Origin of the sequence: Streptomyces sp. NRRL B-1140 (assembly GCF_001280065.1) — a bacterium.
Classification (GTDB): domain Bacteria; phylum Actinomycetota; class Actinomycetes; order Streptomycetales; family Streptomycetaceae; genus Streptomyces.
The window spans coordinates 272,085-297,403 of record NZ_LGEA01000091.1 but is presented as its reverse complement, the minus strand read 5'-3'; the positions used below and the strand labels follow the sequence as shown (position 1 = coordinate 297,403).

24 protein-coding genes and 2 tRNA genes are annotated in these 25,319 nt (G+C 69.7%); 13 read left to right on the top strand and 13 right to left on the bottom strand.

The genetic code is table 11. The features are described from left to right. Positions 1 to 60 precede the first annotated feature (60 nt). The 3 genes from ADK65_RS13260 to ADK65_RS13250 are packed head-to-tail and all read right to left on the bottom strand — an operon-like array spanning position 61 to position 2,754. Positions 61 to 828, bottom strand: coding sequence for a VOC family protein (locus ADK65_RS13260; RefSeq protein ID WP_053670186.1), 768 nt, complete (start codon positions 826 to 828; stop codon positions 61 to 63). A 32-nt stretch (positions 829 to 860) separates the two neighbouring features. Beyond that, entirely contained in the window at positions 861 to 1,520 is a 660-nt protein-coding gene (locus ADK65_RS13255) for a response regulator (RefSeq protein WP_053670496.1), read from the bottom strand. After that, positions 1,510 to 2,754 (bottom strand): sensor histidine kinase, encoded by a 1,245-nt coding sequence (locus tag ADK65_RS13250; RefSeq protein ID WP_053670184.1) that lies wholly within the window; start codon positions 2,752 to 2,754, stop codon positions 1,510 to 1,512. The genes ADK65_RS13255 and ADK65_RS13250 overlap by 11 nt, the downstream gene beginning before the upstream one ends. Before the next feature lie 184 nt (positions 2,755 to 2,938). On the opposite strand from ADK65_RS13250, the gene ADK65_RS13245 reads away from it, so the two are divergent. The 3 genes from ADK65_RS13245 (at position 2,939) to ADK65_RS13235 (ending at position 6,698) form a co-directional block, all read left to right on the top strand. Then, positions 2,939 to 3,664, top strand: a complete 726-nt coding sequence (locus ADK65_RS13245; protein WP_053670182.1) for an ABC transporter ATP-binding protein — start codon at positions 2,939 to 2,941, stop codon at positions 3,662 to 3,664. Then, positions 3,658 to 6,096 (top strand): ABC transporter permease, encoded by a 2,439-nt coding sequence (locus ADK65_RS13240; RefSeq protein ID WP_053670180.1) that lies wholly within the window; start codon positions 3,658 to 3,660, stop codon positions 6,094 to 6,096. Before ADK65_RS13245 ends, ADK65_RS13240 begins: the two co-directional genes overlap by 7 nt. 68 nt (positions 6,097 to 6,164) lie before the next feature. Then, positions 6,165 to 6,698, top strand: a complete 534-nt coding sequence (locus ADK65_RS13235; protein ID WP_053670178.1) for a winged helix-turn-helix transcriptional regulator — start codon at positions 6,165 to 6,167, stop codon at positions 6,696 to 6,698. Between the two features lie 112 nt (positions 6,699 to 6,810). Here the strand turns inward: ADK65_RS13235 and ADK65_RS13230 are convergent. After that, positions 6,811 to 6,894 (bottom strand) — tRNA-Leu (locus tag ADK65_RS13230). Positions 6,895 to 7,366: 472 nt separating this feature from the next. Here ADK65_RS13230 and ADK65_RS13225 point away from each other — a divergent pair. The 7 genes from ADK65_RS13225 (at position 7,367) to ADK65_RS13195 (ending at position 16,800) form a co-directional block, all read left to right on the top strand. Then, positions 7,367 to 8,212, top strand: a complete 846-nt coding sequence (locus ADK65_RS13225) for an FhaA domain-containing protein (protein ID WP_053670177.1) — start codon at positions 7,367 to 7,369, stop codon at positions 8,210 to 8,212. Between the two features lie 10 nt (positions 8,213 to 8,222). Then, positions 8,223 to 8,738 (top strand): FHA domain-containing protein FhaB/FipA, encoded by a 516-nt coding sequence (locus ADK65_RS13220; RefSeq protein WP_053670176.1) that lies wholly within the window; start codon positions 8,223 to 8,225, stop codon positions 8,736 to 8,738. Between the two features lie 140 nt (positions 8,739 to 8,878). Next, positions 8,879 to 10,429, top strand: coding sequence for a Stp1/IreP family PP2C-type Ser/Thr phosphatase (locus tag ADK65_RS13215; RefSeq protein WP_053670495.1), 1,551 nt, complete (start codon positions 8,879 to 8,881; stop codon positions 10,427 to 10,429). Between the two features lie 22 nt (positions 10,430 to 10,451). Further along, entirely contained in the window at positions 10,452 to 11,900 is a 1,449-nt protein-coding gene (locus ADK65_RS13210; RefSeq protein WP_053670175.1) for an FtsW/RodA/SpoVE family cell cycle protein, read from the top strand. Then, the gene (locus ADK65_RS13205; protein WP_053670174.1) at positions 11,897 to 13,375 is read left to right on the top strand and encodes a peptidoglycan D,D-transpeptidase FtsI family protein; all 1,479 of its coding nucleotides are present in this window, start codon (positions 11,897 to 11,899) and stop codon (positions 13,373 to 13,375) included. The genes ADK65_RS13210 and ADK65_RS13205 overlap by 4 nt, the downstream gene beginning before the upstream one ends. Before the next feature lie 169 nt (positions 13,376 to 13,544). Further along, entirely contained in the window at positions 13,545 to 15,578 is a 2,034-nt protein-coding gene (gene pknB, locus ADK65_RS13200; protein ID WP_053670173.1) for a Stk1 family PASTA domain-containing Ser/Thr kinase, read from the top strand. 190 nt (positions 15,579 to 15,768) lie between these two features. Then, on the top strand, positions 15,769 to 16,800 hold the full coding sequence (locus tag ADK65_RS13195) for a restriction endonuclease (RefSeq protein WP_053670172.1): 1,032 nt from the start codon (positions 15,769 to 15,771) through the stop codon (positions 16,798 to 16,800). Between the two features lie 93 nt (positions 16,801 to 16,893). On the opposite strand, the gene ADK65_RS13190 is transcribed toward ADK65_RS13195, so the two are convergent. Genes ADK65_RS13190 through ADK65_RS13165 form a run of 6 tightly spaced genes read right to left on the bottom strand, consistent with a single transcriptional unit; the run spans position 16,894 to position 21,162 of the window. Next, positions 16,894 to 17,643: a class E sortase gene (locus ADK65_RS13190; RefSeq protein ID WP_053670171.1), complete on the bottom strand. Its 750-nt coding sequence runs from the start codon at positions 17,641 to 17,643 to the stop codon at positions 16,894 to 16,896. Positions 17,644 to 17,656: 13 nt separating this feature from the next. After that, positions 17,657 to 18,835 (bottom strand): class E sortase, encoded by a 1,179-nt coding sequence (locus ADK65_RS13185; protein WP_053670170.1) that lies wholly within the window; start codon positions 18,833 to 18,835, stop codon positions 17,657 to 17,659. Next, entirely contained in the window at positions 18,832 to 19,470 is a 639-nt protein-coding gene (locus ADK65_RS13180) for an aminodeoxychorismate/anthranilate synthase component II (protein ID WP_053670169.1), read from the bottom strand. The genes ADK65_RS13185 and ADK65_RS13180 overlap by 4 nt, the downstream gene beginning before the upstream one ends. Next, the gene (locus ADK65_RS13175; RefSeq protein ID WP_199825635.1) at positions 19,467 to 19,664 is read right to left on the bottom strand and encodes a hypothetical protein; all 198 of its coding nucleotides are present in this window, start codon (positions 19,662 to 19,664) and stop codon (positions 19,467 to 19,469) included. Before ADK65_RS13175 ends, ADK65_RS13180 begins: the two co-directional genes overlap by 4 nt. A gap of 17 nt (positions 19,665 to 19,681) precedes the next feature. Beyond that, positions 19,682 to 20,359, bottom strand: a complete 678-nt coding sequence (locus ADK65_RS13170; RefSeq protein ID WP_053670167.1) for a class E sortase — start codon at positions 20,357 to 20,359, stop codon at positions 19,682 to 19,684. A 23-nt stretch (positions 20,360 to 20,382) separates the two neighbouring features. Further along, positions 20,383 to 21,162, bottom strand: coding sequence for a DUF881 domain-containing protein (locus ADK65_RS13165; protein WP_053670166.1), 780 nt, complete (start codon positions 21,160 to 21,162; stop codon positions 20,383 to 20,385). Between the two features lie 139 nt (positions 21,163 to 21,301). On the opposite strand from ADK65_RS13165, the gene crgA reads away from it, so the two are divergent. Further along, positions 21,302 to 21,556: a cell division protein CrgA gene (gene crgA / locus ADK65_RS13160; protein WP_031137573.1), complete on the top strand. Its 255-nt coding sequence runs from the start codon at positions 21,302 to 21,304 to the stop codon at positions 21,554 to 21,556. Between the two features lie 254 nt (positions 21,557 to 21,810). On the opposite strand, the gene ADK65_RS13155 is transcribed toward crgA, so the two are convergent. Together ADK65_RS13155 and ADK65_RS13150 are read right to left on the bottom strand one after the other, a co-directional pair. Next, a complete protein-coding gene (locus ADK65_RS13155; RefSeq protein WP_053670165.1) occupies positions 21,811 to 22,701 on the bottom strand; it encodes a rhomboid family intramembrane serine protease in 891 nt (296 codons plus the stop codon). A gap of 138 nt (positions 22,702 to 22,839) precedes the next feature. After that, entirely contained in the window at positions 22,840 to 23,367 is a 528-nt protein-coding gene (locus ADK65_RS13150) for a peptidylprolyl isomerase (protein WP_053670164.1), read from the bottom strand. Positions 23,368 to 23,705: 338 nt separating this feature from the next. Here ADK65_RS13150 and ADK65_RS13145 point away from each other — a divergent pair, with 338 nt between their 5' ends. Continuing rightward, complete coding sequence (locus tag ADK65_RS13145; protein ID WP_053670163.1) at positions 23,706 to 24,407, top strand: DUF5324 family protein; 702 nt, start codon at positions 23,706 to 23,708, stop codon at positions 24,405 to 24,407. 106 nt (positions 24,408 to 24,513) lie between these two features. Here the strand turns inward: ADK65_RS13145 and ADK65_RS13140 are convergent. Further along, positions 24,514 to 24,586, bottom strand: a tRNA-Ala gene (locus ADK65_RS13140). Between the two features lie 181 nt (positions 24,587 to 24,767). Between ADK65_RS13140 and ADK65_RS13135 the strand changes: the two genes are divergently transcribed. Next, on the top strand, positions 24,768 to 25,316 hold the full coding sequence (locus tag ADK65_RS13135) for a helix-turn-helix domain-containing protein (protein ID WP_053670162.1): 549 nt from the start codon (positions 24,768 to 24,770) through the stop codon (positions 25,314 to 25,316). Positions 25,317 to 25,319: the final 3 nt, after the last annotated feature.

Sequence of the window (25,319 nt, the reverse complement as noted above, 5' to 3'; positions counted from 1 at the left end):
TTCCGCTGGACCTCCCCGCCCCCGTCCAGAACCGGTACCGTGCCGCGGACGCAGATGTCGTCAGCCCTCGGCCGGGGCGGAATCCGTCAGTCCTCGGCCCAGCACGCAGAACTCGTTGCCCTCCGGGTCGGCCAGGACGGCCCAGGGGACGTCGTCGCCCTGCCCCACGTCGGCCCGCCTCGCGCCGAGGCCCTCGAGCCGGGCGACCTCCTTGGCCTGGTCCCCGACCGGATCGGGCCTGACGTCGAGGTGGACACGGCTGGTGACGACCCGGTCCTCCGGCGTGCGCCGGAACTCCAGGTACGGCCCGACGCCCTCGGCGGAGCGGAGCAGGGCGCGCTCGTCGGTCAGTTCATGGACGGTCCAGTCGATCGCCTCGCCCCAGAACCGGGCCATGTCCCGTGGGTCGGCGCAGTCGACGACCACGGCGGCGATGGGTCCGGTGTCCCGGTAGAGCTCCCGCGGCTCCAGGACGCTGAACACGTTGCCCTCCGGGTCGGCCAGCATCGTCCACGGCACGTCGCCCCGCCCCGGGTCGACGGGCGTCGCCCCGAGGTTCTTCAAGCGTGCGACCAGCTCCGCCTGATGGGCGTCGGAGCCGGTGGCGAGTTCGAGGTGGACGCGGTAGCGCACCGTCTCCGGGTCCGGGACACGGACGAGATCGACGCAGACGGCGGACGGGTCCGGCCAGTCGAAGCCCACCGGTTCCAGGTTGGTGACCCCGGGAGCCTCACTGGACATGCCCCAGCCGAGCGCGTCCGCCCAGAACCGGCCGAGCGCCGAGTCGTCCCGGGCCTTGAAGTTCACCTGAACCAGTTGCAGCGTCATGTGTGCACCCTAGGCGCGACCCTGTCGTCCCGTCAGGCCCGCAGATAGGCCAGCACGGCCAGCACCCGGCGGTGGGTGGTGTCGGCCGGCGGCAGGTCCAGCTTGGTGAGGATGCCGGAGACGTGCTTGCCCACGGCCGCCTCGGAGACCACCAGTTCGCGGGCGATGGCGCTGTTGGACCGGCCCTCCGCGATCAGCGCCAGCACCTCCCGCTCGCGCGGGGTGAGCCGCTCCAGCGGATCGCGGCGGCGGCGCAGCAACTGCCGTACGACCTCGGGATCGACGACCGTGCCGCCGTCGGCGACCTCACCGAGTGCCTCGACGAACTCCTCGACCTGGCCGACGCGGTCCTTGAGCAGGTAGCCGACGCCCGTGCCGTCGCCGGAGTCCAGCAGCTCGGCGGCGTACCGGCGCTGCACGTACTGACTGAGGACCAGCACGGGCAGTGCGGGCCGCTCCTGGCGCAGGCGTACGGCCGCGTGCAGGCCCTCGTCCTGGAATCCGGGCGGCATCCGCACGTCCGTCACGACCACGTCCGGCTCGTGCTCCCCGACGGCGGCGACCAGCGCCTGCGCGTCCCCCACGGCCGCGACGACCCGGTGCCCGCAGCGCTCCAGCAGTCCCACGAGCCCGTCCCGCAGCAGCACGCTGTCCTCCGCCAGGACGACACGCAGCGGCCGCTCAACTCGCAGACTCACAAGGGATCTCCACACGCAGCAGGGTCGGTCCGCCGGGCGGACTGGACAGGGAGAGTCTGCCATCGAGCACCGACACCCGGTCGGCGAGCCCGGTCAGCCCGCTGCCCTGACCGGCCCGCGCCCCACCGCGCCCGTCGTCGCGTATCCGCAGCAGCAGCCGCCCGTCGCGGTGCTCCCCGCTGATCTCCGCCCGGTCGGCCCCGCTGTGCCTGCCCACGTTGGCGAGCGCCTCGCACACCACGAAGTACGCGGCGGCCTCGACGGCCGGGGAGAGCCGTCCGGGCAGCTCCAGGTCGACGTCCACGGGCACGGCCGAACGGTCCGCCGCGTCGGCGACGGCCGCTTCGAGCCCGTAGTCGGCGAGGACCTTGGGGTGGATGCCGTGGATGAGTTCGCGCAGCTCCGCCAGGGCCGTGCCCGCCTCCTGGTGCGCCTTGGCGAGCTGGTCGGCCAGCGGACCGGCCGGGGCGTCCAGGCGCGCCAGCCCGAGCGTCATCGTCAGGGCGACGAGCCGCTGCTGCGCCCCGTCGTGCAGATCGCGCTCGATCCGCCGCCGCTCCGCCTCGAAGGCGTCCACCAACCGCACCCGGGAACGGGCCAGTTCGACCACCCGGGCTCCCAGGTCGGCCTCCCGCGGCGCGATCAGCAGCCGGGTCAGCCCGGCTCGGGCCCCGGCCACCACGCCCAGCAGCCAGGCGCCCACCGCGAGCAGGACCAGCCCGAGGACCGCGCACCCCACGGCGGCCGGCCAGGTGGTGATCAGCCACACCTTGAGGACCTTCGCCTCGCCGAAGCGCGCCACGAGCAGCGGAGTCGCCACCACGGAGAGCGGCCCCGACAGGAAGACGGCGAACGCGAGGGCGTCGACCGGCCACAACAGCCCCGCGAACAGCAGGGCGTGACCCAGCTCCCGCCAGGTGGCCCGCTCCCGCAGCCGCGTCGACAGCCAGGCGCGCAGCCCCGGCTCCCGGGGCGCCACGTGCGGATCCGGCGCCGGCTCCGCGTCGACCAGCCGCAGCCGGTACCGCTCCAGGGCCGCCACCGGAAGACCGGAAAGGGCCGTCCCGAGCAGCAACGGCAGCCCCACCAGCGCGAGTGCGAGCACCCCGCCGGCCGCCGCCGAGAGCACGATCCCCACCAGCACGACCACACCGGTGAGCGCGCCGGTGAGCAGATAGCCGGCCGACCGCCACGGCCATGCCGACAGCAGATAAGCGGGGCGGGACATGGCCTGCCACACGTTCCGAGGGTGCATGGGGATCACCGTAGAAGCCGCCCCGCGCCGCGGCGAGGGGACCAGACGGAGGCCGCGGGGTAGGCCTGGCCCTACCCCGGGTCTAGGCCCTGCCGCACTGCGCCGGCCCGCCCCCGCGCGGTTTCGTGGAGATCCACACCGACACCGGGGGGAACCCATGACACACGACGCCGTCCGGCTGGACTCCGTCACCAGGAGATACGGATCGCTGACCGCACTCGACGGGGTCTCCCTGTCGTTCCCGGCCGGGAGTTTCACCGCCGTCATGGGCCCCTCCGGCTCCGGCAAGTCCACGCTGCTCCAGTGCGCGGCCGGGCTGGACCGGCCCACCTCCGGATCGGTCGCCGTGGGCGGCACCGAACTGACCGGGCTCGGCGAACGACGGCTGACCCTGCTGCGGCGCGAACGCGTCGGGTTCGTCTTCCAGGCGTTCAACCTGCTGCCCTCACTGACCGCCGAACAGAACGTGGCCCTGCCCCTGCGCCTGGCCGGCCGCCGCGTCCCCACGGCCCTGGTGCGCCAAGCCCTCGCCCAGGTCGGTCTCGCCGACCGGGCCCGGCACCGGCCGGCCCAGCTCTCCGGCGGCCAGCAGCAACGCGTCGCCCTGGCCCGCGCGTTGATCACCCGCCCCGACGTGCTGTTCGGCGACGAACCGACCGGGGCCCTGGACACCCGGACCGGCCGCGAGGTGCTCGGTCTGCTGCGCGGCATGGTCGACCGCGAGGGCCAGACGGTCGTCATGGTCACCCACGACCCGGTGGCCGCCGCGTACGCCGACCGTGTGATCTTCCTCGTCGACGGCCGCGTGAGCGGGGAGTTGACGGGCGCCGACGCCGATTCCATCGCCACCCGCATGACCCGCCTGGAGGCCGCGCCGTGCTGAGCGTCACCCTGCGCACCCTGCGCGCCCGCTGGGCCACCTTCACCGGCAGCTTCGTCGCCCTCTGCCTGGGCGTGGCACTGCTCACCGTCATGGGCCTGGCCCTGGCCTCGACGGCCACCGCCCCGGAGCGCGGCCCCGAACGCTTCGCCGCCGCGCCGGTCGTGGTCAAGGGGCAGGACACCCTGCGCGTCCCCACCCCGGCCGGCATCCGGGAGTCGCGGCTGGCGCACCCTCGTCCCGTGCCGGCCGCGACCGTCGCGCGGCTGCGGAGGCTGGGCCCGGTCGTCGAGGACCGCTCGTTCCCCGTACGCGCCCCGGGCGCTCCCACCGGCCTGGTGGGCCACCCCTGGTCCACCGCCGCGTTCGCCCCGTACGACCTCACCGGCGGCCGGGCCCCCCGCACGGCCGGCGAGATCGCCGTCACCGGCGACTGGGCCCGCCCGGGCCGGCACATCCACACCGACGCGGGCACCGTACGCGTCGTCGGCACGCTGACCTCCCGCGGCTTCGAGAACGCCGTGTTCTTCACGGACACCCGCGCCGCACAACTGCAGCCGTCCACCGTCCAGTTGGTCGTGAAAGCCGACCCGGCGCCCGTACGCGCGGCGGTGGGCGACAGCGCCCAGGTGCTCACCGGCACGGCACGCCGCCTCGCCGACGCCGACCCGGACCGGGACCGTGAGGCGCTCACGGCGATGAACTCCCTGTTCGGCACCGCCGGCGGCGTCACCGCCTTCGTGTCCGTCTTCGTCGTGGCGTCGACCTTCGCCTTCGCGGTCGCCCAGCGCCGCAGGGAGTTCGCCCTGCTGCGCACCGCCGGGGCCGGTCCGGCCCAGCTCCGCCGGGCCGTCCTCGCCGAGGCCCTCACCGTCGGCACCCTCGCCTCGGCCGCGGGCTGCGCGCTGGGCTCCTACGGGGCACCGCTGCTGGCGGCCAGAGTCGTCGAAGAGCATCTCGCCCCGGCCTGGTTCACCATCGGTGAGCACACCTGGCCCTACCACGCGGCCTTCTGGACGGGCCTGCTCGTCGCCCTGGGCGGAGCCACCTCGGCCTCCTGGCGGGCCGGCCGCACCGCCCCCACCGAGGCCCTGCGCGAGACGGCCGCCGACAGCGGGCCGCTCACCCGGGGACGCCTGCTCTGCGGCATCGTCCTCCTGCTCGCGGCCGCCGTGACCCTGGTCCTGTCCCTCACCACCGACCCGTCCGACCTGCTCCACCGCAAGACGTACATCATCCGCCCCATGCTGCTGATCACCGCGGCCGCCCTGCTCGCGCCCCTGGTGCTGCGGCCCCTGACCCGCCTGCTGACCTGCACACCCACGGCGGTGGGCATGCTGGTGCGCGAGAACACGGCCACCGCGGTACGCCGCACCGCCGCCCTCGCGGCCCCCGTCCTGGTCACCGTCGCACTCGCCGGTTCACTCCTCGGCGCCACCGCGACGCTGAGCCACGCGAAGTCCACCGAGACGAGCGAGCGCACCACCGCCGCCTTCGTCGTCACCCCGGCCGCCGGACAGGACTTCGACGCCACCGCCCTGAACAGGCTGCGTGCCGTACCGGGCGCGCGGATCTCGGCGACGTCGTCGACGGCCGTCCACGTCCTGGAGGACGGCGTGGCCCTGATCCGCTCCGAGGCCCGCGCCGCGACCCCCGCCGACCTGGCGGCCACCAGCCGCCTGCCGATCGGCGCGGGCCGCACGAGCGACCTCGACGACGACTCGATCATCGTCAACGAGGAGTGGCGACGGCACCGGGTCGGCGACCGGGTCCGGGTATGGCTCGGCGACGGAACACCCCGCACCCTCCGCATCGCCGCGGTGATGCCGACCGGCACGGGCGGCAACGGCGTCTACGTCACCCCGCGCAACGCCCCGGGCGCCACGGTCGACCGCGTGGACGTGGCACTCGAGGACGGCGCCGCCCCCGCCGCCGTGGCCGCCGCCCTGCGCGAGGCGGCCGGTCCGGGAGGCGGGCGGGTCCTCACCCGGGACGAGTGGATCGACGCCACCCGGCCGGAAACCAACCGCACCACCCGCCTCGGCGTCTTCCTGGTCCTCGGCATCGCCCTGCTCTACACGGGCATCTCCGTGGCCAACACCACGGTCATGGCGGCCTCCGACCGGGTCCGCGACCTGGCCGTGCTGCGGCTGACCGGGGCCACCCGCCGGCAGGTGCTGCGGCTGACCGCGGCCGAGGCCCTGACGGCCACCGCGGCCGGTGCGCTCCTCGGCCTGCTGGTCACGGGCGTCAACCTGGCCGGCATGTGGGGCGCCCTCGGCCTGCTGTCGGTGCGCCCCACCCTCACCCTCCCGTGGCAGGCGCTCGGCGCGACGGCGACCGCCTGCGCCCTGCTGGCCGTGTCCTGCGCGACGGTCCCCGCCGCCCTCACCCTGCGCCGCCGCCCGGCGGACCTCACGGGGACGCGCGAGTAGCCCGCCCCGCCCGCGAGAGTCGATCTCATCATGAGACCAAAAAGGGGACGGCCTTCTACAGTGAACCCATGAGACGGACCTCGTTCAGCACCTGGCCCTGCTCCATCGCCCGCACCGCGGACATCCTGGGCGACGCCTGGACCCTCCTGGTGCTGCGCGAGGTCTTCTACGGCGAATCCCGCTTCGACGGCTTCATCGCCACCCTGGGCATCGCCCGCAACACCCTCACCGACCGGCTGCGGCGCCTGGAGGCCGAGGGCCTGCTGCGGCGGCACGTCTACCAGAGGGACCCGGTCCGCCACGAGTACCTGCCGACGGACAAGGGCCGCGACTTCTTCGGCGTCCTCGCCGCGATCAACGCCTGGGGCGACCGCTGGCTGGCCGGCGAGGAGGGCGCCCCGGTGATCCTGCACCACCAGCCGTGCTCCCACGACACCGAGGCCGAAGTCGTCTGCTCCGCCTGCGGCGAGCCCCTGCACCAGCGGGACATGAGCGCCCGCACCGGCCCCGGCTACCCGCCCCGCCTCCTCGACGACCCGGTCGTACGGGAACGCTTCGCCCCGGGGCGAACCCTGGGGGACGGCCGGGCCGACCAGGCCTGAGAGCTTCCTCACACGACCCGAACCGGACGGCCCGCCCCGGCCCGAGACAACCGTCACATCCGCAGACACGAAGAACGGGCGGCATCTGATCGATGCCGCCCGTTCTCAACGGTGCGCGAGGGGGGAGTTGAACCCCCACGCCCTTGCGGGCACTGGAACCTGAATCCAGCGCGTCTGCCTATTCCGCCACCCGCGCATTGGGTGTGTCCTGGGCGTCTGCCCCTTTGGGGCCGGCGCCTTCCGACACCCAGAACATTAGCACGCTGGAAGGGGTGGGTTCACATCCCTTATCCCCGCAGGCAGAACCCCTGCCGAACCATCGATGCCCCTGCCACGTATCAACGCGAACCTGTTCACGTATCAACCTCGTACCGGTACCCGCCGTCTCCGCAGGAGGGGGCGGGGTCCACAGCCGGGTGCGGGACACTGGTCTTCGGCCGCCTCTACGATCCTTGTCAGGCATACCGGAGGCGGATACGCGCAGCAGTAACACCGGAGGAGTTCGAGGAGGAGCTCCACAGGGAACTTCGTCATGCGTCGACACCCGTCGGCGGTGCTGACAGGGGGAACCAGCCGATCGAGCCGCGCGTGGATACGATCAGTAAGCAGTACCAGCCAAGCGGCCCGCAGGGCAGTACACAGGACGGCAGCTACGGAGGAGGTGCCTCATGGGAGTCCTGAAGAAATTCGAGCAGCGTCTCGAAGGTCTGGTCAACGGCACCTTCGCCAAGGTGTTCAAGTCCGAGGTCCAGCCCGTGGAGATCGCCGGAGCGCTCCAGCGCGAGTGCGACAACAACGCCACGATCTGGAACCGCGACCGCACGGTCGTACCCAACGACTTCATCGTCGAACTGAGCACACCCGACTTCGAGCGGCTCAGCCCCTACTCCGGCCAGCTCGGCGACGAGCTCGCCGGCATGGTCCGCGACTACGCCAAGCAGCAGCGCTACACCTTCATGGGCCCGATCAAGGTGCACCTGGAGAAGGCGGACGACCTCGACACCGGCCTGTACCGGGTGCGCAGCCGTACGCTCGCCTCCTCCAGCAGCCAGCAGGGCGGCCCGCAAGGCGGCGGCGCGCCCGCCGCCCCGCAGGGCTCACGCCCCGGTGGCTACGGCTACCCGCCGTCCGCCTCGCCCGCCGGTGCCCCGCCCATGCCCGCCGCACCGCCGCCCGGCGGCTACGGCTACCCGCCCGCCGCGAGCGGCCAGCGGCCCCCGGCCGCCGGCGGACGTACCCGCCACTGGATCGAGATCAACGGCACCCGCCATCAGATCTCCCGCGCCACGCTCGTGCTGGGCCGCAGCACCGACGCCGACGTGCGGATCGACGACCCCGGCGTCTCCCGCCGGCACTGCGAGATCCGGACCGGAACGCCCTCGACGATCCAGGATCTCGGATCCACCAACGGCATCGTGGTGGACGGGCAGCACACCACCCGCGCTACGCTCCGCGACGGCTCGCGGATCGTCGTGGGCAGCACCACCATCATTTACCGGCAAGCCGAAGGGTGAAGCGGGGGCAATGTCAGAGCTGACCCTCACGGTCATGCGGCTGGGTTTCCTGGCCGTACTGTGGCTGTTCGTGATCGTGGCCGTGCAGGTCATCCGCAGCGACCTTTTCGGTACGCGTGTCACCCAGCGCGGCGGACGCCGCGAAGCGGGCCGCCAGCAGCAGCAGGCCGCCGCCCGCCAGGCACCTCCGCAGCAGCGCCAGCAGCCCGCCGGCGGCCGGCGCGGCCGCAACGCCCCCACCAAGCTGGTCGTGACCGAAGGCACCCTCACCGGCACCACGGTCGCCCTCCAGGGCCAGACCATCACCCTGGGCCGCGCGCACGACTCGACGATCGTGCTGGACGACGACTACGCCTCCAGCCGCCATGCCAGGATCTACCCGGACCGCGACGGCCAGTGGATCGTCGAGGACCTCGGCTCCACCAACGGCACGTACCTGGACCGGTCCCGGCTGACGACTCCCACACCGATTGCGCTGGGCGCGCCGATCCGCATCGGCAAGACCGTCATCGAGCTGCGGAAGTAGTGCTACATCATGGATAGGCGCGAGCGGAGCGAGCACGCAGTGGCGGGCCCCACCCCGGCCCCCCGCGCGCTCCCGACCGGAGGGTGGGCAGTGTGGCTCGACACGACCGGCTGTACCCGGAGCCGACAGGCGAGGTGCGCATGAGTCTGTCACTGCGCTTCGCGGCCGGATCGCACAAGGGCATGATCCGGGAGGGCAACGAGGACTCCGGATACGCCGGCCCGCGCCTGCTCGCCATCGCCGACGGCATGGGCGGCGCGGCGGCCGGTGAGGTCGCCTCCTCCGAGGCCATCTCCACCATCGTCGCCCTCGACGACGACGTCCCCGGCTCCGACATCCTCACCTCGCTCGGCACGGCGGTACAGCGCGCCAACGACCAGCTGCGCTCCATGGTCGAGGACGACCCCCAGCTGGAAGGCATGGGGACGACCCTGACCGCCCTGCTGTGGACGGGCCAGCGCCTCGGCATGGTCCACGTCGGCGACTCCCGCGCCTACCTGCTCCGCGACGGCGTCCTCACCCAGATCACCCAGGACCACACCTGGGTACAGCGCCTGGTCGACGAGGGCCGTATCACCGAGGAGGAGGCCACCACGCACCCGCAGCGCTCGCTGCTGATGCGCGCCCTGGGATCCGGAGACCACGTCGAGCCGGACCTGTCCATCCGCGAGGTGCGCGCCGGCGACCGCTACCTGATCTGCTCCGACGGCCTGTCCGGCGTGGTCTCCCACCAGACCCTCGAGGACACCCTCGCCAGCTACCAGGGCCCCCAGGAGACCGTCCAGAACCTGATCGAGCTGGCGCTGCGCGGCGGCGGCCCCGACAACATCACGGTCATCATCGCCGACGTCCTCGACCTCGACACCGGTGACACCCTCGCGGGGCAGCTGTCCGACACCCCCGTCGTGGTCGGCGCCGTCGCCGAGAACCAGCACCAGCTGCACGACAACGGCATCATGCAGACCCCCGCGGGCCGCGCCTCCGGACTCGGCCGCCACGGCCGCGGCACCGGAGGCGGCGAGTTCGGCCCGCCCGGCTCCGGCGACACCACCGGCTACATCCCCGCCGACGGCTTCGACTACGGCGACGACGACTTCACCAAGCCCCGCAGGAAGGGCCGCTGGCTGAAGAGATCCCTCTACGGCACCCTCGCCCTGGCCCTCGTCGGCGGCGGACTCTACGGCGGATACCGCTGGACGCAGACGCAGTACTACGTCGGCACCCAGAACGAACACGTCGCGCTGTACCGGGGCATCAGCCAGGACCTGGCCTGGGTCTCCCTCTCGGACGTCGAGAAGGACCACCCCGAGATCGAACTCAAGTACCTGCCGCCCTACCAGCAGAAGCAGGTCAAGGAGACCATCCCCGAGGGCGGGCTCAAGAACGCCCAGGCGAAGATCCAGGAACTGTCGGTGCAGGCCTCCGCGTGCAAGAAGGAGGCGCAGCGGCGCGAAGCCGAGAGCCAGAACAACTCCAAGACCGGCGAAGGCGAGGCCGGGGGCACCACGGGAACCACTCCCGCCTCCTTCACGTCCAAGGCCACACCGACGCCGAACCCGTCCAGCCCGTCGGGTTCACCGTCGGCCCCGGAGAAGTCCACGCCCCCGACCACGACCGCACCCACCCCCAGCCCCGGCCCCAGCCTCTCGGAGGAAGAGCAGAAGGTCGTCTCGCTGTGCGGTAAGCAGTAGCCGTGAGAGGCCCTGTCACACCATGAGCGGTACGAATACGTCGCACTCGCCGACGCACCACACGTCCACGATCGGCGCCATCGGCGCGCCGAGCCGACGCAACACCGAGCTCGCGCTGCTGGTGTTCGCCGTCGTCATCCCGGTGTTCGCCTACGCCAACGTCGGCCTGGCCCTTCACGACTCGGTGCCGCCGGGCCTGCTGAGCTACGGGCTCGGGCTCGGACTGCTCGCGGGCGTCGGCCACCTCGCCGTACGGAAGTTCGCGCCGTACGCCGACCCGCTGATGCTGCCACTGGCGACGCTGCTCAACGGGCTCGGACTGGTCATCATCTGGCGCCTGGACCAGTCGGAGAAGCTGCAGGCGAGCAAGCAGTTCGTCGAGGCGGCTCCCCGGCAGCTGCTGTACTCCGCGATGGGCGTCGCCCTGCTGGTGGGCGTACTGGTCTTCCTGAAGGACCACCGCGTCCTGCAGCGCTACACGTACATCTCCATGGCCGGCGCGCTGTTGCTGCTGGTCCTGCCGCTCGTGCCCGGACTCGGCGCGAACATCTACGGCGCCAAGATCTGGATCAAGATCCCCGGCCTCGGCACGCTCCAGCCCGGCGAGTTCGCGAAGATCGCCCTCGCGGTGTTCTTCGCCGGCTACCTCATGGTCAAGAGAGACGCACTGGCCCTGGCCAGCCGCCGCTTCATGGGCCTGTACCTGCCGCGCGGACGCGACCTGGGCCCGATCCTCGTCGTCTGGGTCATCTCGATCCTCATCCTGGTCTTCGAGACCGACCTCGGCACGTCCCTGCTGTTCTTCGGGATGTTCGTCATCATGCTGTACGTCGCCACCGAGCGGACCAGCTGGATCGTCTTCGGTCTGCTGATGTCCGCGGTCGGCGCCGTCGGCGTCGCGAGCTTCGAGCCGCACATCCAGACGCGTGTGCAGGCCTGGCTCAACCCGATGCTCGAATACAAACTGAGCCGGCAGGGCGAGCTGGGCCACACCGAGCAGTCCATGCAGGCCCTGTGGGCCTTCGGCTCCGGCGGCACCCTCGGTACCGGCCTCGGACAGGGCAACTCCGACCTCATCGGCTTCGCCGCCAACTCCGACTTCATCCTCGCCACCTTCGGCGAGGAGCTGGGCCTGGCGGGCGTCATGGCGATCCTGCTGCTCTACGGGCTGATCGTCGAGCGGGGCGTGCGCACCGCCCTCGCGGCCCGCGACCCGTTCGGCAAGCTGCTGGCCGTCGGCCTGTCGGGCGCCTTCGCCCTCCAGGTCTTCGTCGTGGCCGGCGGTGTGATGGGCCTCATCCCGCTGACCGGTATGACGCTGCCCTTCGTCGCCTACGGCGGTTCCTCCGTGATCGCCAACTGGGCACTCATCGGCATCCTGTTGCGCATCAGCGACACCGCCCGCCGCCCGGCGCCCGCTCCCGCCGCCAACCCCGACGCCGAGATGACCCAGGTGGTCCGCCCGTCATGAACAAGCCCCTGCGCCGGATCGCGATCTTCTGCGGCCTGCTCGTTCTGGCACTGATGATCCGCGACAACTGGATCCAGTACGTCCAGGCGGACGAGCTCCGGACCGACAAGAACAACCGTCGCGTCACCATCGAGCGCTACGCCTCCCCCCGCGGCAACATCATCGTCGGCGGGGAGCCGATCACCGGCTCCGCCGAGTCGTCGGGCAGCGACTTCAAGTTCAAGCGCACCTACAAGAACGGCGCCATGTGGGCGCCGGTCACCGGTTACGCCTCGCAGGCCTTCGGTGCCACGCAGCTCGAGAGCATCGAGGACGGCATCCTCACCGGCAACGACGACCGGCTGTTCTTCCGCAACACCCTCGACATGCTCACGGGCAAGAAGCAGCAGGGCGGCAACGTCGTCACCACCCTGAACGCCGCCGCCCAGAAGGCCGCCTACAACGGCCTGAAGAGGCAGGGCGGCAAGGGCTCCGTCGTCGCCCTGGAGCCGTCCACGGGCAAGATCCTGGCCCTGGCCTCCTTCCCGTCGTACGACCCGTCGTCCTTCGCGGGGAACTCCACGACGACGGACACCGAGGCCTGGCAGAAGCTGCAGAAGAAGAACAACCCCGACGACCCGATGCTCAACCGGGCACTGCGCGAGACCTACCCGCCCGGCTCCACCTTCAAGGTCGTCACCGCTGCCGCCGCGCTGGAGGACGGCAAGTACACGTCCGCCGACGTCAAGACGAACTCGCCGGACCCGTGGGTCATGACGGGCACCAACACGAAGCTGCCCAACGAGGGCAACATCCCCTGCGAGAACGCGACGCTGCGGGTGGCCCTCCAGTACTCCTGCAACACCGTCTTCGGTAAGATCGGCGCCGACCTGGGCAACGACAAGATGCTGGACATGGCCAAGAAGTTCGGCTTCGACGAGGAGCAGTTCACGCCCGTCCGCGCCAACGCCTCGGTCTTCTCCGACGACATGAACCCCTCTCAGACCGCGCTGTCCTCGATCGGCCAGTTCAACACCGCCGCCACCCCGCTGCAGATGGCCATGGTCGCCTCGGCCGTCGCCAACGACGGCAAGCTGATGAAGCCGTACATGGTCGACGAGCTCCAGTCGCCCGGCCTCGACCCGATCGAGAAGACCGACCCCAAGGAACTGAGCCAGCCGCTGTCGCCGGAGAACGCCCAGATCCTCCAGTCGATGATGGAGACGGTCGTCGAAAAGGGCACGGGCTCGAACGCCAAGATCCCCGGCGTCAAGGTGGGCGGCAAGACCGGTACCGCCCAGCACGGCGTCGACAACAGCGAGAACCCCTACGCGTGGTTCATCTCCTACGCCAAGGGTGAGGACGGCAGCGCGCCGGTCGCCGTGGCCGTCGTCGTCGAGGACGACAACGCCGTCCGCGACGACATCTCCGGCGGCGGCCTCGCGGCACCGATCGCGAGGAACGTGATGGAGGCGGTCATCGACAGCAAGAAGTGACCCCGCTCACGCCTGCTTCACATCGGTGCACGTTGCGATACCGGTCCTGTATCGGCTGACGGGCTTGGCCAGGTCACACAAAGCGAGCCGGGTACGGTAGGCCCGGACGGCAGCCTCCGACCGTACAAGCATGCCGGTCGGGACCGACGGAGAGGGCTGGTAGGTAGCTATGGAAGAGCCGCGTCGCCTCGGCGGCCGGTACGAACTGGGCCAGGTGCTCGGGCGTGGTGGCATGGCGGAGGTCTACCTCGCGCATGACACCCGCCTCGGACGCACCGTGGCGGTGAAGACGCTGCGCGCGGATCTCGCGCGTGACCCTTCCTTCCAGGCCCGGTTCCGCCGGGAGGCCCAGTCGGCCGCCTCGCTCAACCATCCCGCGATCGTCGCGGTCTACGACACGGGCGAGGACTACATCGACAACGTGTCGATCCCGTACATCGTCATGGAGTACGTGGACGGCTCGACCCTGCGTGAGCTGCTGCACTCCGGCCGCAAGCTGCTGCCGGAGCGTGCCATGGAGATGACCATCGGCATCCTCCAGGCCCTGGAGTACTCCCACCGCGCCGGCATCGTCCACCGCGACATCAAACCGGCGAACGTCATGCTGACGCGCAACGGCCAGGTCAAGGTCATGGACTTCGGCATCGCCCGCGCCATGGGCGACTCCGGCATGACCATGACGCAGACCTCGGCGGTCATCGGCACCGCCCAGTACCTCTCCCCGGAACAGGCCAAGGGCGAGCAGGTCGACGCCCGCTCCGACCTGTACTCCACCGGCTGTCTGCTCTACGAGCTGCTGACCGTCCGCCCGCCCTTCGTCGGCGACTCCCCGGTGGCCGTGGCCTACCAGCACGTCCGCGAGGAGCCGCAGTCGCCGAGCGTCTTCGACCCCGAGATCACGCCCGAGATGGACGCGATCGTGCTGAAGGCGCTCGTCAAGGACCCGGACTACCGCTACCAGTCGGCCGACGAGATGCGCGCCGACATCGAAGCCTGCCTCGACGGCCAGCCGGTCGCCGCCACGGCCGCGATGGGCGCGGTGGGCTACGGCGGCTACCCCGACGACCAGCCGACGACGGCCCTGCGCGCGGACTCCGGCGCCGGCGCCACGTCCATGCTGCCCCCCATGAACCCCGACGACGGCGGCTACGGCTACGACGACCGCCCCGACCGGCGCCGCGGGCAGCAGCGCAAGTCCAACACCTCCACGATCCTGCTGGTGGTGGCGGGCATCCTCGTCCTGGTCGGGGCGATCCTGATCGGCCGATGGGCGGTCAGCGGCGACGGCGTGAGCAACGACAAGGTCGACACTCCCAACTTCGTCGGCGAGACCAAGAAGAGCGCCGAGCAACTGGCCGAGAACGGCGACGTCGAAGTGACCTTCTCCAGCAAGCCCTGCGCCGCCCAGCCCAAGGGCAACGTTTGCTCCCAGGACCCGAAGGCCGGGGTGAAGGTCGACAAGGGCGACACCATCTCCCTGGTGGTCTCCACGGGCGCGCCGAAGGTGGCTGTGCCGAGCGTCGTCGGGGACAGCCTGCAGGACGCCAAGGCGACACTGGAGGCCGACAAGTACGACTTCCAGGTGGAAACGAAGACGAAGGAGTCCACCGAGGACCCCGGCACCGTCCTGGAACAGAACCCCGACCTGGGCGAGGAGGTGGAGAAGGGATCCACCATCACCCTCACCATCGCCAAGGAAAAGGCGAAGTCCACCGTCCCGGACGTCCTCGGCCGGGACTGCAACGCCGCCAAGCAGCAGATGCAGGCCAGCAACCTGGTCGGCAACTGCACCGAGGTGGAGACCGATGACGACAGCCAGGTCGGGAAGGTCATCCAGACCACCCCGCAGGCCGGCACGTCGGTCGACCCGAACTCGTCGGTCAACATCCAGATCGGCAAGAAGAAGCAACAGCAGAAGGTCAAGGTCCCGCAGGTCGTCGGCCAGACGGTCGCCCAGGCCAAGCAGACCCTCGCCCAGCAAGGCTTCACCAACATCCAGTTCGCGAACGGCAGCGACCAGAGCGACAACGCCCTCGTCGCCGGCCAGAACCCCGGCCCCAACCAGGAGGTCGACGACCCGGCAGGGACGACGATCACCCTCCAGACCGTCGGATTCGGCCAGGACAACGGCGGCAACAACAACGGCGGCGGCGGAAACGGCGGCATCTTCGGCGGCCTCAACGGCAGCAACGAGGACGACTGACCCCGCAACCCCACCGTCACATCACAGAGCCCCCGGCCTCACAGAGGCCGGGGGCTCTGCCCTTCACGGCCGAAGACATCCCCGAAAAGGCATGCGCCCGTCGATCGTGTCTTCATATGTCCCGACTCGTTCACCGGGTGGGGTGGGGCATCGGTACTTCACCCCGGTCATACGAGCCGGAGGACAGAACATGATCAACGAAACCGCCTTGCTGGAATCACCGACCCTGCGCGGCAGCGTCCTCGACCGCACGGACGTGCTCGACAGGGTCAAGGCCCTGTCGCTGCTGCCGGACGGGATGCACGTGACGACCGCGATGGTGGCGTCGTACTTCGACGTCGGTCTCGAAGCCATCAAGTCACTCATCAAGGACCACCGAACCGAACTGGAATCCAGTGGCTACCGCCTGCTGACCGGCGAAGAACTGAGGTCCTTCAAGAACCTCAGTGGAATCCAGTCACGCACCCGCTCCCTGGCCCTCTTCCCCCGACGCGCCGTCCTCAACATCGCCATGCTGCTCCGCGACAGCGACGTCGCACGTCAGGTGCGTGTGTACCTCCTCGACATGGAGTACCTGGCGCGCACACAGCCTGTGGAAAACCCTGCCCCGGCCGACACCGCCTCCCTCGACGCCCGCATCGACCAGCGCATCACCCACATCCTGGGGAGGACCGTCGTCCCCCTGTTCAACACCCTGATCGAAACGTCGGGCGAGCACCGACAAGAGCTCACCGCCCTCCGGGCAGGCGTCCAGCGCATCGAGAAACGGCTCCGGCAGCACCACAACCGACTGCAACGACTGGAAGCCCCCCGAGAGGGCCGTCCCCTCGCCGGAGTCATGGCCGCCATGGACGCCATGAACGGGCGCGAATTCGAGGAACACGTCGCCCAGCTCCTGCGCCGCGACGGCTGCACCAGCGTCGTCGTGCAAGGCGGTGGCAGGGACCGGGGCATCGACATCACCGCGCTCACGGCCGACGGGCGGCGCATCGTCGTCCAGTGCAAGAGGTTCGCGCCCCACCTCTCCATCACCAGCCCCGAAATCCAGAAGTTCCTCGGGGCGGCCAAGGTCCTGCACGACTCCGAGGTGGCCCTGTTCGTCGCGACCTGCCCCTTCACCCGCGACGCCCTCAACATCGCAGCCGAGAGCGGCATCACAGCCGTACACCGCGGGCTGCTGGAGGAATGGAGCGCCGGGGCGGTCCTGACCGTCCTGGAATGACGAACCGACCGCGCAGAGGCCCGAAGCCGCAAGAGAAAGTTGCGGCTTCGGGCCTCCGTCATGCTAGCGGCCGGCCGCCCCGAAGGAGCGCGATCAGCCCAGCTCCGCCGGCGGTGTCCGGTCCGCGTCCACCTTCTCCACCCGCTCCAGCTCCCCCCACACCACGTACCGGTACGTGCTCGTGTACACCGGAGTGCACGTCGTCAGCGTGATGTAGTGGCCCGGCTTCTTCTTACCGGACTCCTCCGGAACCTGTGAGAGGACCTTGACGTTGAACTTCGAGGTCTCCGGAAGGATGTCGAAGACCTTGTAGACGTACCACTTGTCCTTCGTCTCGAAGACGATCGGGTCGCCCTTCTCGATCTTGTCGATGTTGTGGAACTTGGCGCCATGGCCGTCACGGTGGGCGGCGAGCGAGAAATTGCCGTCCTTGCCCGACATCGGCAGGGTCGCCTTCACCGGATCGATGTAATAACCGGCGACACCGTCATTGAGAATCTTGCTCGACGTGCCCTTCTCGACCAGGACCTCGCCATTGCGCATCGCCGGCACGTGCAGGAAACCGATGCCGTTCTTGGTGTCCAGCGCACCGGGACCGCCCCGTCCATGGGCCCAGTCCTCACGGACCTTGTCGGCCTGCTTGCCGGCCGCCCGGTCGGCGACCACATTCGTCCACCACAGCGAGTAGACGACGAACAGGCCGAGGACCAGGCCCGTCGTGATGAGGAGTTCCCCGAAGAAACTGACCGCCATGGCGATCGGGCCGGGCCTGCGACGTGCCGCAGGCGGCCGGGACGCCCCGCCGGTGTGCTTCTCGTGGTCCGTGTCGGTGGTCGCTGCCACTGGTCATCTGCCCTTAACTGACGAGCGCATCCGGCTTGCCCTTGCTGCGCGGCCGTTCCTCGACCATCTTGCCCCAGACGATCATCCGGTACTTGCTGGTGAACTCCGGCGTGCACGTGGTCAGCGTGATGTAACGGCCGGGCTTGGTGAAGCCGGACCCCGTGGGCACGGGATTCAGCACACTCGTGTTGCTCGGCGGCGTCACCGGAAGGATCGACGCCATCTTGTAGACGAAGTACTCGTCCTGCGTCTCCACGACGATCGGATCGCCCGGAGCGAGCTTGTTGATGTACCGGAACGGCTCTCCGTGCGTGTTGCGATGGCCCGCGAGCCCGAAGTTGCCACTCTTGTCGCCGGGCATCGCCGTCTTCAGCGCACCCTCCGCGTAGTGGCCGACCATCCCCCGGTCCAGCACACCCTTGCTGCTGGTGCCCTCAGCGATCGGCACCACCACATCCAGCTTCGGAATGTGCAGGATCGCGAAACCCTGCCCCGGCTCGAAGGCCCCCGGATTGCGCTTGCCGCTCGCCCAGTCGTTCTGAAGACTGCTCGCCTCCTGGCCCGCCTCGGCATGCGCCCGCACATTCGTCCACCACAGCTGATACGTGACGAACAACAGCATCAGCACGCCGGTCGTGATGAACACCTCGCCGATGGCCCGGCTCGCGACGACCGCCGGGCCGGGCTTACGCGCCCGCGCCTGCCGCCGCGCCTCGACCCGCGACAGCGGCGCCCGCGCCCGGCTCCCGGAACCGGCGACACCGCCCTCGTGGGCGACCGCCGGAGTCTCCGCCGCACCTCCATGGCGCCCGTGACGGCGCTTGGCGGCCTTTCTCCGGGCCGCTCGGCCGCCAGGAGCGGATCCGTCCAGCCGAGTACCGGAAGAAGCCGGAGAACCCGCTGTGGGACCGCCGCCCTCTGGGGGACCCGGAATCCGCAGCGCCACCGTCTCCTCGTCGACGGGCGGCAGATACGGATCCTCCGAGACCGGCTCGTACGCCGCGTACTGCCCCGGATGCCGCGGATGTTGCGCACCGGACCGCGGCTGCGCTCCCGGCCCCGCCGGATTCGGCTCCTGCTGCGAAGACGCCCCGTAGCCCACACCCGACCAGTCCTCGAACGCACCCGACACCCCGTACGACTGCTGCCCGTACGAGGTGTCGGACTCGCGCTCGGGGCGCAGCGCGGTCACGCCGTGGCCCTGCCCACCACCGGGGCGAGCCCGGCCGACCTCTCCACCGCGCCCTGGTCCCCGCACTCCACAAGCCAGTTCGCCAGCATCCGGTGCCCGTGCTCGGTCAGCACCGACTCGGGATGGAACTGCACTCCCTCCACCGGCAGTTCGCGGTGCCTGAGGCCCATCACGATGCCGTCGTGCGTACGCGCCGTGACCTCCAGCTCGGCCGGAACCGTCGCCGGCTCGGCGGCCAGCGAGTGGTAGCGCGTCGCCGTGAAGGGGGAGGGCAGACCCGCGAAGACACCACCTCCGCCGTGCTCGACCAGCGACGTCTTGCCGTGCAGCAGCTCGGGCGCGCGGTCCACCACACCCCCGTACGCCACCTGCATCGACTGCATGCCCAGGCACACGCCGAAGACCGGGACACCCGTGCCGGCACAGTGCCGGACCATGTCCACGCACACACCGGCCTGCTCCGGCGTGCCGGGGCCCGGAGAGAGCAGGACCCCGTCGAAACCGTCCTGAGCGTGCGCGGTCGACACCTCGTCGTTGCGCAGGACCTCGCACTCGGCGCCCAGCTGGTACAGGTACTGGACCAGGTTGAAGACGAAGCTGTCGTAGTTGTCGACGACGAGAATGCGCGCGCTCACTGGTTGTCCACCGTCACATCGTTGAAGGGCAGCAGCGGTTCCGCCCACGGGAAGACGTACTGGAAAAGGACGTAGACCACGGCCACGACCAGGACGAGTGAGATCACTGCCTTCACCCACGAGTTTCCCGGCAGATGCCGCCAGATCCAGCCGTACATGCCGTCCCTTCCGTCGTACCACGGCACCAGACCCACGCCGTACAGCAACCAGACTAACGGCGCAGCGCCTCTGGTTTCCCGGCCTCCACAGGCTGAGTGGAGTCCAGGTGCGCCCAGACGATCAACCGATGGCTGTGTCCCCATTCCGGTTCGCACGTGGTCAGCGTCAGATACCGCCCCGACCGCGTGTACCCGGATGTACGTGGGACAGGGTCGATCACCTCGATGTCGGACGGCACTGTTTTGTACGGGCCTTTGTCGATCCGATACGTGAACCAGGTCGTACCGTCGGTCAGCACCACCGCGTCCCCCCGCCTGAGCTCGGGAAAGTCCTTGAACGGGTCCCCGTGGGTACGGCGGTGACCGGCGACCGCGAAGTTCCCCCTCTGCCCGAGCTGCGCGGTCTCGGCATAGTGGCCCAGCCCCTTCTTCAAGGTGGCGGTGGCGGTGCCCTCGAGCACGGGCTTGTTCCACGTGAAACCAAGCCGCGGAATGTACATGATCGCGAAAGGCCTGCCCTTGGCATACGGCGCGGGCCTCACAGGGCCCGCAGGAGTGCCGCCGGCCGGCGGCCGGGGCTTCGACCACTCCTTGCGGAGCAGGTCGATCTGGTCGTCCATGACACCGTCGGCCCGCACACCGGTCCAGAAGAGCACGTAGACGACGAACAGCACGATCACACTGCCCACCGTGATGCAGAGTTCGCTGACGGTCCTGACGATCACGCGCACCGGCAGCTCCCCCGGCCTGGCCGCTACTCCACGGGCTTCGCGTAGTGCAGATCCACTGTGCCCGAGTAGCCGGGCAGAGTCACCGGGCCGTTCTCCTCGACTTTCCAGCCGAGCCCGTAGACGTTGACGTAGACCATGTAGTTCTGGATGGCCGGAGAGGCCGCCAGCGCCTTCTGCAGCGCACTCGGGTCACCCACCGCAGTGATCTTGTACGGCGGCGAGTAGACACGGCCCTGAAGGATCAGGGTGTTGCCCACGCAGCGCACCGCACTGGTCGAGATCAGCCGCTGATCCATGACCTTGATGCCCTTGGCCCCGCCCTTCCACAGCGCGTTCACCACGGCCTGAAGGTCCTGCTGGTGAATGACCAGGTAGTCCGGCTGGGGCTCGGGATAGCCGGGGAGCTTGGCGGTGGCGTCCGGCGGAGCGTCGTTGAGAGTCACCGTGAGCGAGTCGCCCGTGAGCTTCTGCGTACCCGCGCGCTTCTCCAGCGCGGTCAGCTTGTCGTCCTCCGCCTTGGTACTGCCGTCGTCGCGCTCGGCCAGCGCCTCTATCTCCTGACGCAGGGTGCCGTTGGTCTCGTCCAGCGCACCGTTCTCGCGGCTGCGCTCATGGATGAGATCGGACAACTTCAGCAGAGAGGTGTCCGTGCGGATGTTGGTGCCCTTGGCCGTGTTGAAGCTGGTGAAGAAAAGGAGCCCCGCGAGAGCGAACACGGCCGCCGTGAGGATGCGCACGGGCCGGAAACGGCTTGCGCGCCCAGGGGTGGATCCCGTCCCGGGGGAGTCGGCAGAATTGCTCAACGTACCCTTATCTCCTTCGGCGCGGCGGAAGCACTACGCTAACGGACGCCCGGGGGAGCAATCGGAGTCCCCTCACGCTGCCCCGAGACCGACCCAGTTACCTGCGCGGCCACGCAGCGCATCGACAGGAGAGACCCTCGTGCCGAAGTCACGTATCCGCAAGAAGGCCGACTACACGCCGCCGCCTGCCAAGCAGACGACCGCCATCAAGCTCAGCAACCGTGCCTGGGTCGCGCCCGTCATGCTGGCCATGTTCCTCATCGGCCTGGCCTGGATCGTCGTCTTCTACGTCACCGACGGAACCCTGCCCATCGACTCGCTGGGCAACTGGAACATCGTGGTGGGCTTCGGCTTCATCGCCGCCGGATTCGGTGTCTCGACCCAGTGGAAGTAGCGTTCACCGCACGGTGAACGCAGCTCTGCCCAGGGGTGTTCGTTGAGTTATCCACAGCAGTTTTCCACATGGGGATAATGAAGACGATCTGTGGATAACCCGTTGGGTGTTGACGCCGGTATGACGGAAGTACCGGCACTCGAAAACTTGTTCGCCCCCTGCCTGACCTGCGTGTACGCGGGTCTGCGGCAGGGGGCACATGTGTTCCCACACCGTATGCACAAGATCCGCCACCCGCTGTGGACAACGCCTGCTCAGGCGAGCTGCGCCGTCCTCAGAAGGGTCATGAGCACGACCACCCCCAGGACCAGGGCGCAGGTGCCGTACTGCACGATCGCGCGGTGCTCGCGGGGAGCGTGGACCATGGCGTATCCGACGACGACACCGGCTACCAGGCCCCCGATGTGGGCCTGCCAGGAGATGTTGAAGCCGGGGCTGAAAGTGAAGATCAGGTTGATCACGAGCAGCGCGATGATCGGCCGCATGTCGTAGTTGAGCCGGCGCATCAGTACGGCTGTCGCGCCGAAGAGGCCGAAGATCGCGCCCGAGGCACCGAGGGTCGCCGTGGTCGGGGAGGTCAGCAGGTACGCCAGGGCGCTGCCGGCGAGGCCGGAGATGAGGTAGAGCGCCAGGTAGCGGGCGCGGCCGAGGGCCGCTTCGAGCGGGCCGCCGAGCCACCACAGGCTGAGCATGTTGAACGCGATGTGCCAGATCTCCTGGTGCGTGAACATCGACGTCACCATGCGGTACCACTCGCCGCCCGCCACGCCCTGTGTGGGTGTGAAGGGCGCCGGTGGCCAGGCACCGAGCAGGACGATGTCGTTGAGCAGTGACTCGTGGACCTGGACGGCGATGAACACGGCCAGGTTGATGCCGATGAGGATCTTGGTCAGGAGCCGGGGGTCGGCGGCGATGGAGCCGCCCGCGATCGTGCGGGGCATGGCGGCCGTGGGTGAGTGGCCGGTGCCGGAGCCGGTGCGGACGCACTCGGGGCACTGGAAGCCGACGGAGGCGTTGACCATGCACTCGGGGCAGATGGGGCGCTCGCAGCGTGTGCAGCGGATGCCGGTCTCGCGGTCCGGGTGGCGGTAGCACATGGGGACGCTGTGGGCGTCCTGCGGGCTGCCCGCAGCCTGGTCGTCCATGGTCTCCCCTTGGTCGTGTGAGAAAAGCCCGCCCCGCTCATCCTTACGGATGAGCGGGGCGATTGGTTCCCCGCGGGAGCCTGCGCGTGGTGCCTGGTGGGAGGCTCGCGTGGTGTCCCGGTGGGAGCCTTTCTTCGCTCAGCGGGTCTCGATGACGACCGACTCGATGATCACGTCGTTGAGCGGGCGGTCGGTGCGCGGGTTCGTCTGGGTCGTGGCGATGGTGTCGACGACCTTCTGGCTCGCCGCGTCGGTGACCTCGCCGAAGATGGTGTGCTTGCGGTTCAGCCACGCCGTCGGGGAGACGGTGATGAAGAACTGCGAGCCGTTGGTGCCCGGTCCGGCATTGGCCATCGCCAGCAGGTAGGGCTTGTCGAAGCGCAGGTCCGGGTGGAACTCGTCTTCGAACTGGTAGCCGGGACCGCCGGTGCCGTTGCCCAGCGGGTCACCGCCCTGGATCATGAATCCACTGATCACCCGGTGGAAGACCGTGCCGTCGTAGAGCCTGTCCGTGGACTTCGCACCCGTCTGCGGGTGGGTCCACTCCCGCTCGCCCTGGGCGAGCTCGACGAAGTTCTTGACCGTCTTGGGCGCGTGGTTCGGCAGGAGCCGGACTTCGATGTCGCCGTGATTGGTCTTCAGGGTGGCGTAGAGCTGCTCGGCCACGATCTGCCTTCCGTTGTCTTTCCGTGACTCCCCGATCCTCGCATGGACGGGCCTCCGCGTCGCCCGACCTCGGTGCAGCGGGGGGAAACCCTCGGCGGGCGGGCGGAGAAAACCGGTCGAGCCGTGCCGGGGCGGGGGCGCTCGGCGGCGATCCGTGGCATTGTCGACGACAAGCTCCTGTTGTCTCCCATTCGTCCGCTATCGCACGTGATCGGCTTTGGATGCCGGTTCGCGTGACCCGGATGCCCTTCCGCGCGTGCCCGGTCGTGCGTCGGGAGGCATGATCCGTAAAAGGGTGGAAAGTCGAAATACCGTACGCCACCGAGGAGGAGGAACCCGTGACCCGCATCGACAGCGTGCGCGCCGCGACTGGTTCGGCGAAGGACAGCGTGCTGCACGCCGCGGAAGTGGTGGCGCCCTACGCCGACACGGCCAAGGACAGGGCCGCGCACTACGCACACGAGGCACGCGTACGGCTAGCGCCCAAGGTGACGCAGGCCGCAGGGCAGGCGCGCGTCCAGTACGGCACCCATGTGCAGCCGTACCTGGAGCAGGCCCGCACGCATGTGCCGCCGAAGGTCGACCAGGCCGCCCAGGAAGCCGCCGAGCGTACTCGCAAGGCTGCCCGCCAGGCGGCGGAGTACTCGCGACCGAGGATCGAGCAGGCGGTGGCTGCGGCCGTGCCTGTCACGACCGAGGCCGCGGCCCGGAGTGTGGCCGCTCTGTCCGCGCTGCGTGGACAGGTCTCGCCCAAGGAGATCCAGAAGCTGGTCCGCAAGCACGAGCGGCGGGCCAAGGCCGGTAAGGCCGCGAAGACGCTGGTGATCCTGGGTGTGGTCGCGGGCGGTGCGTTCGCCGCGTGGAAGTGGTGGGACAAGCAGGCCAATCCGGACTGGCTGGTGGAGCCGCCGGCCGCGACGGAGGTCCCTGAGTCGGGGCGCCTGTCGTCCGTGGACGGCACCGGCCCGTCGGTCCTGGACCCGGAGGTCGAAGCCAAGCAGGCCGAGGACGAGGCCTCCCGCCGCGACGACCGTTCCTGAGGGCGCCGGGCCGTTTCACGTGAAACACGCGCTCCCCGCATCCGCACGGACACGCAAAAACGCCCTCCGATTCCACGTTTCCGCAGTTCGGAGGGCATTTTTAGAGTGGAGCCTAGGGGAGTCGAACCCCTGACATCTGCCATGCAAAGACAGCGCTCTACCAACTGAGCTAAGGCCCCTTAAGGGGACGTCCGACCGGAGAAACCGTGTCCCGGCGGGCGTCGGAGACCAGAGTACCGGGTCACCCCCGTGGTTCCGCAAAAAGATTGGGGGTCCCCGTCGTCGACCACTCTCCGTAAGATGCTCGGCGTGGTTCGCTACCGCGAACCGCCGTACATGGGGAAGCGATGGGGAGACGCAATGGACGCCGCACAGCAGGAAGCGACCGCAAGAGCGCGGGAACTGCAGCGGAACTGGTACGGGGAGCCGCTGGGGGCGCTCTTCCGTAGGCTCATCGACGATCTTGGTCTCAACCAGGCTCGTCTCGCGGGGGTTCTGGGACTGTCCGCACCGATGCTGTCGCAGCTGATGAGCGGTCAGCGCGCGAAGATCGGCAATCCCGCCGTGGTGCAGCGGGTTCAGCTGCTGCAGGACCTGGCGGGGCAGGTCGCGGACGGCAGCGTGAGCGCGGGGGAGGCCACCGAGCGGATGGAGGAGATCAAGAAGTCACAGGGGGGCTCGGTGCTGAGCAACACCACGCAGACGACGAGCAGTTCGGGGGCGCCCACGGTCAAGCGCGTCGTGCGTGAGATCCAGTCGCTGCTGCGGTCGGTCGCGGCGGCGGGCGACATCATCGACGCCGCCGACACCCTCGCCCCGACCCATCCGGAGCTGGCAGAGTTCCTCCGGGTCTACGGTGCCGGCCGCACCTCGGACGCGGTCTCGCACTACCAGTCCCACCAGAGCTGATCC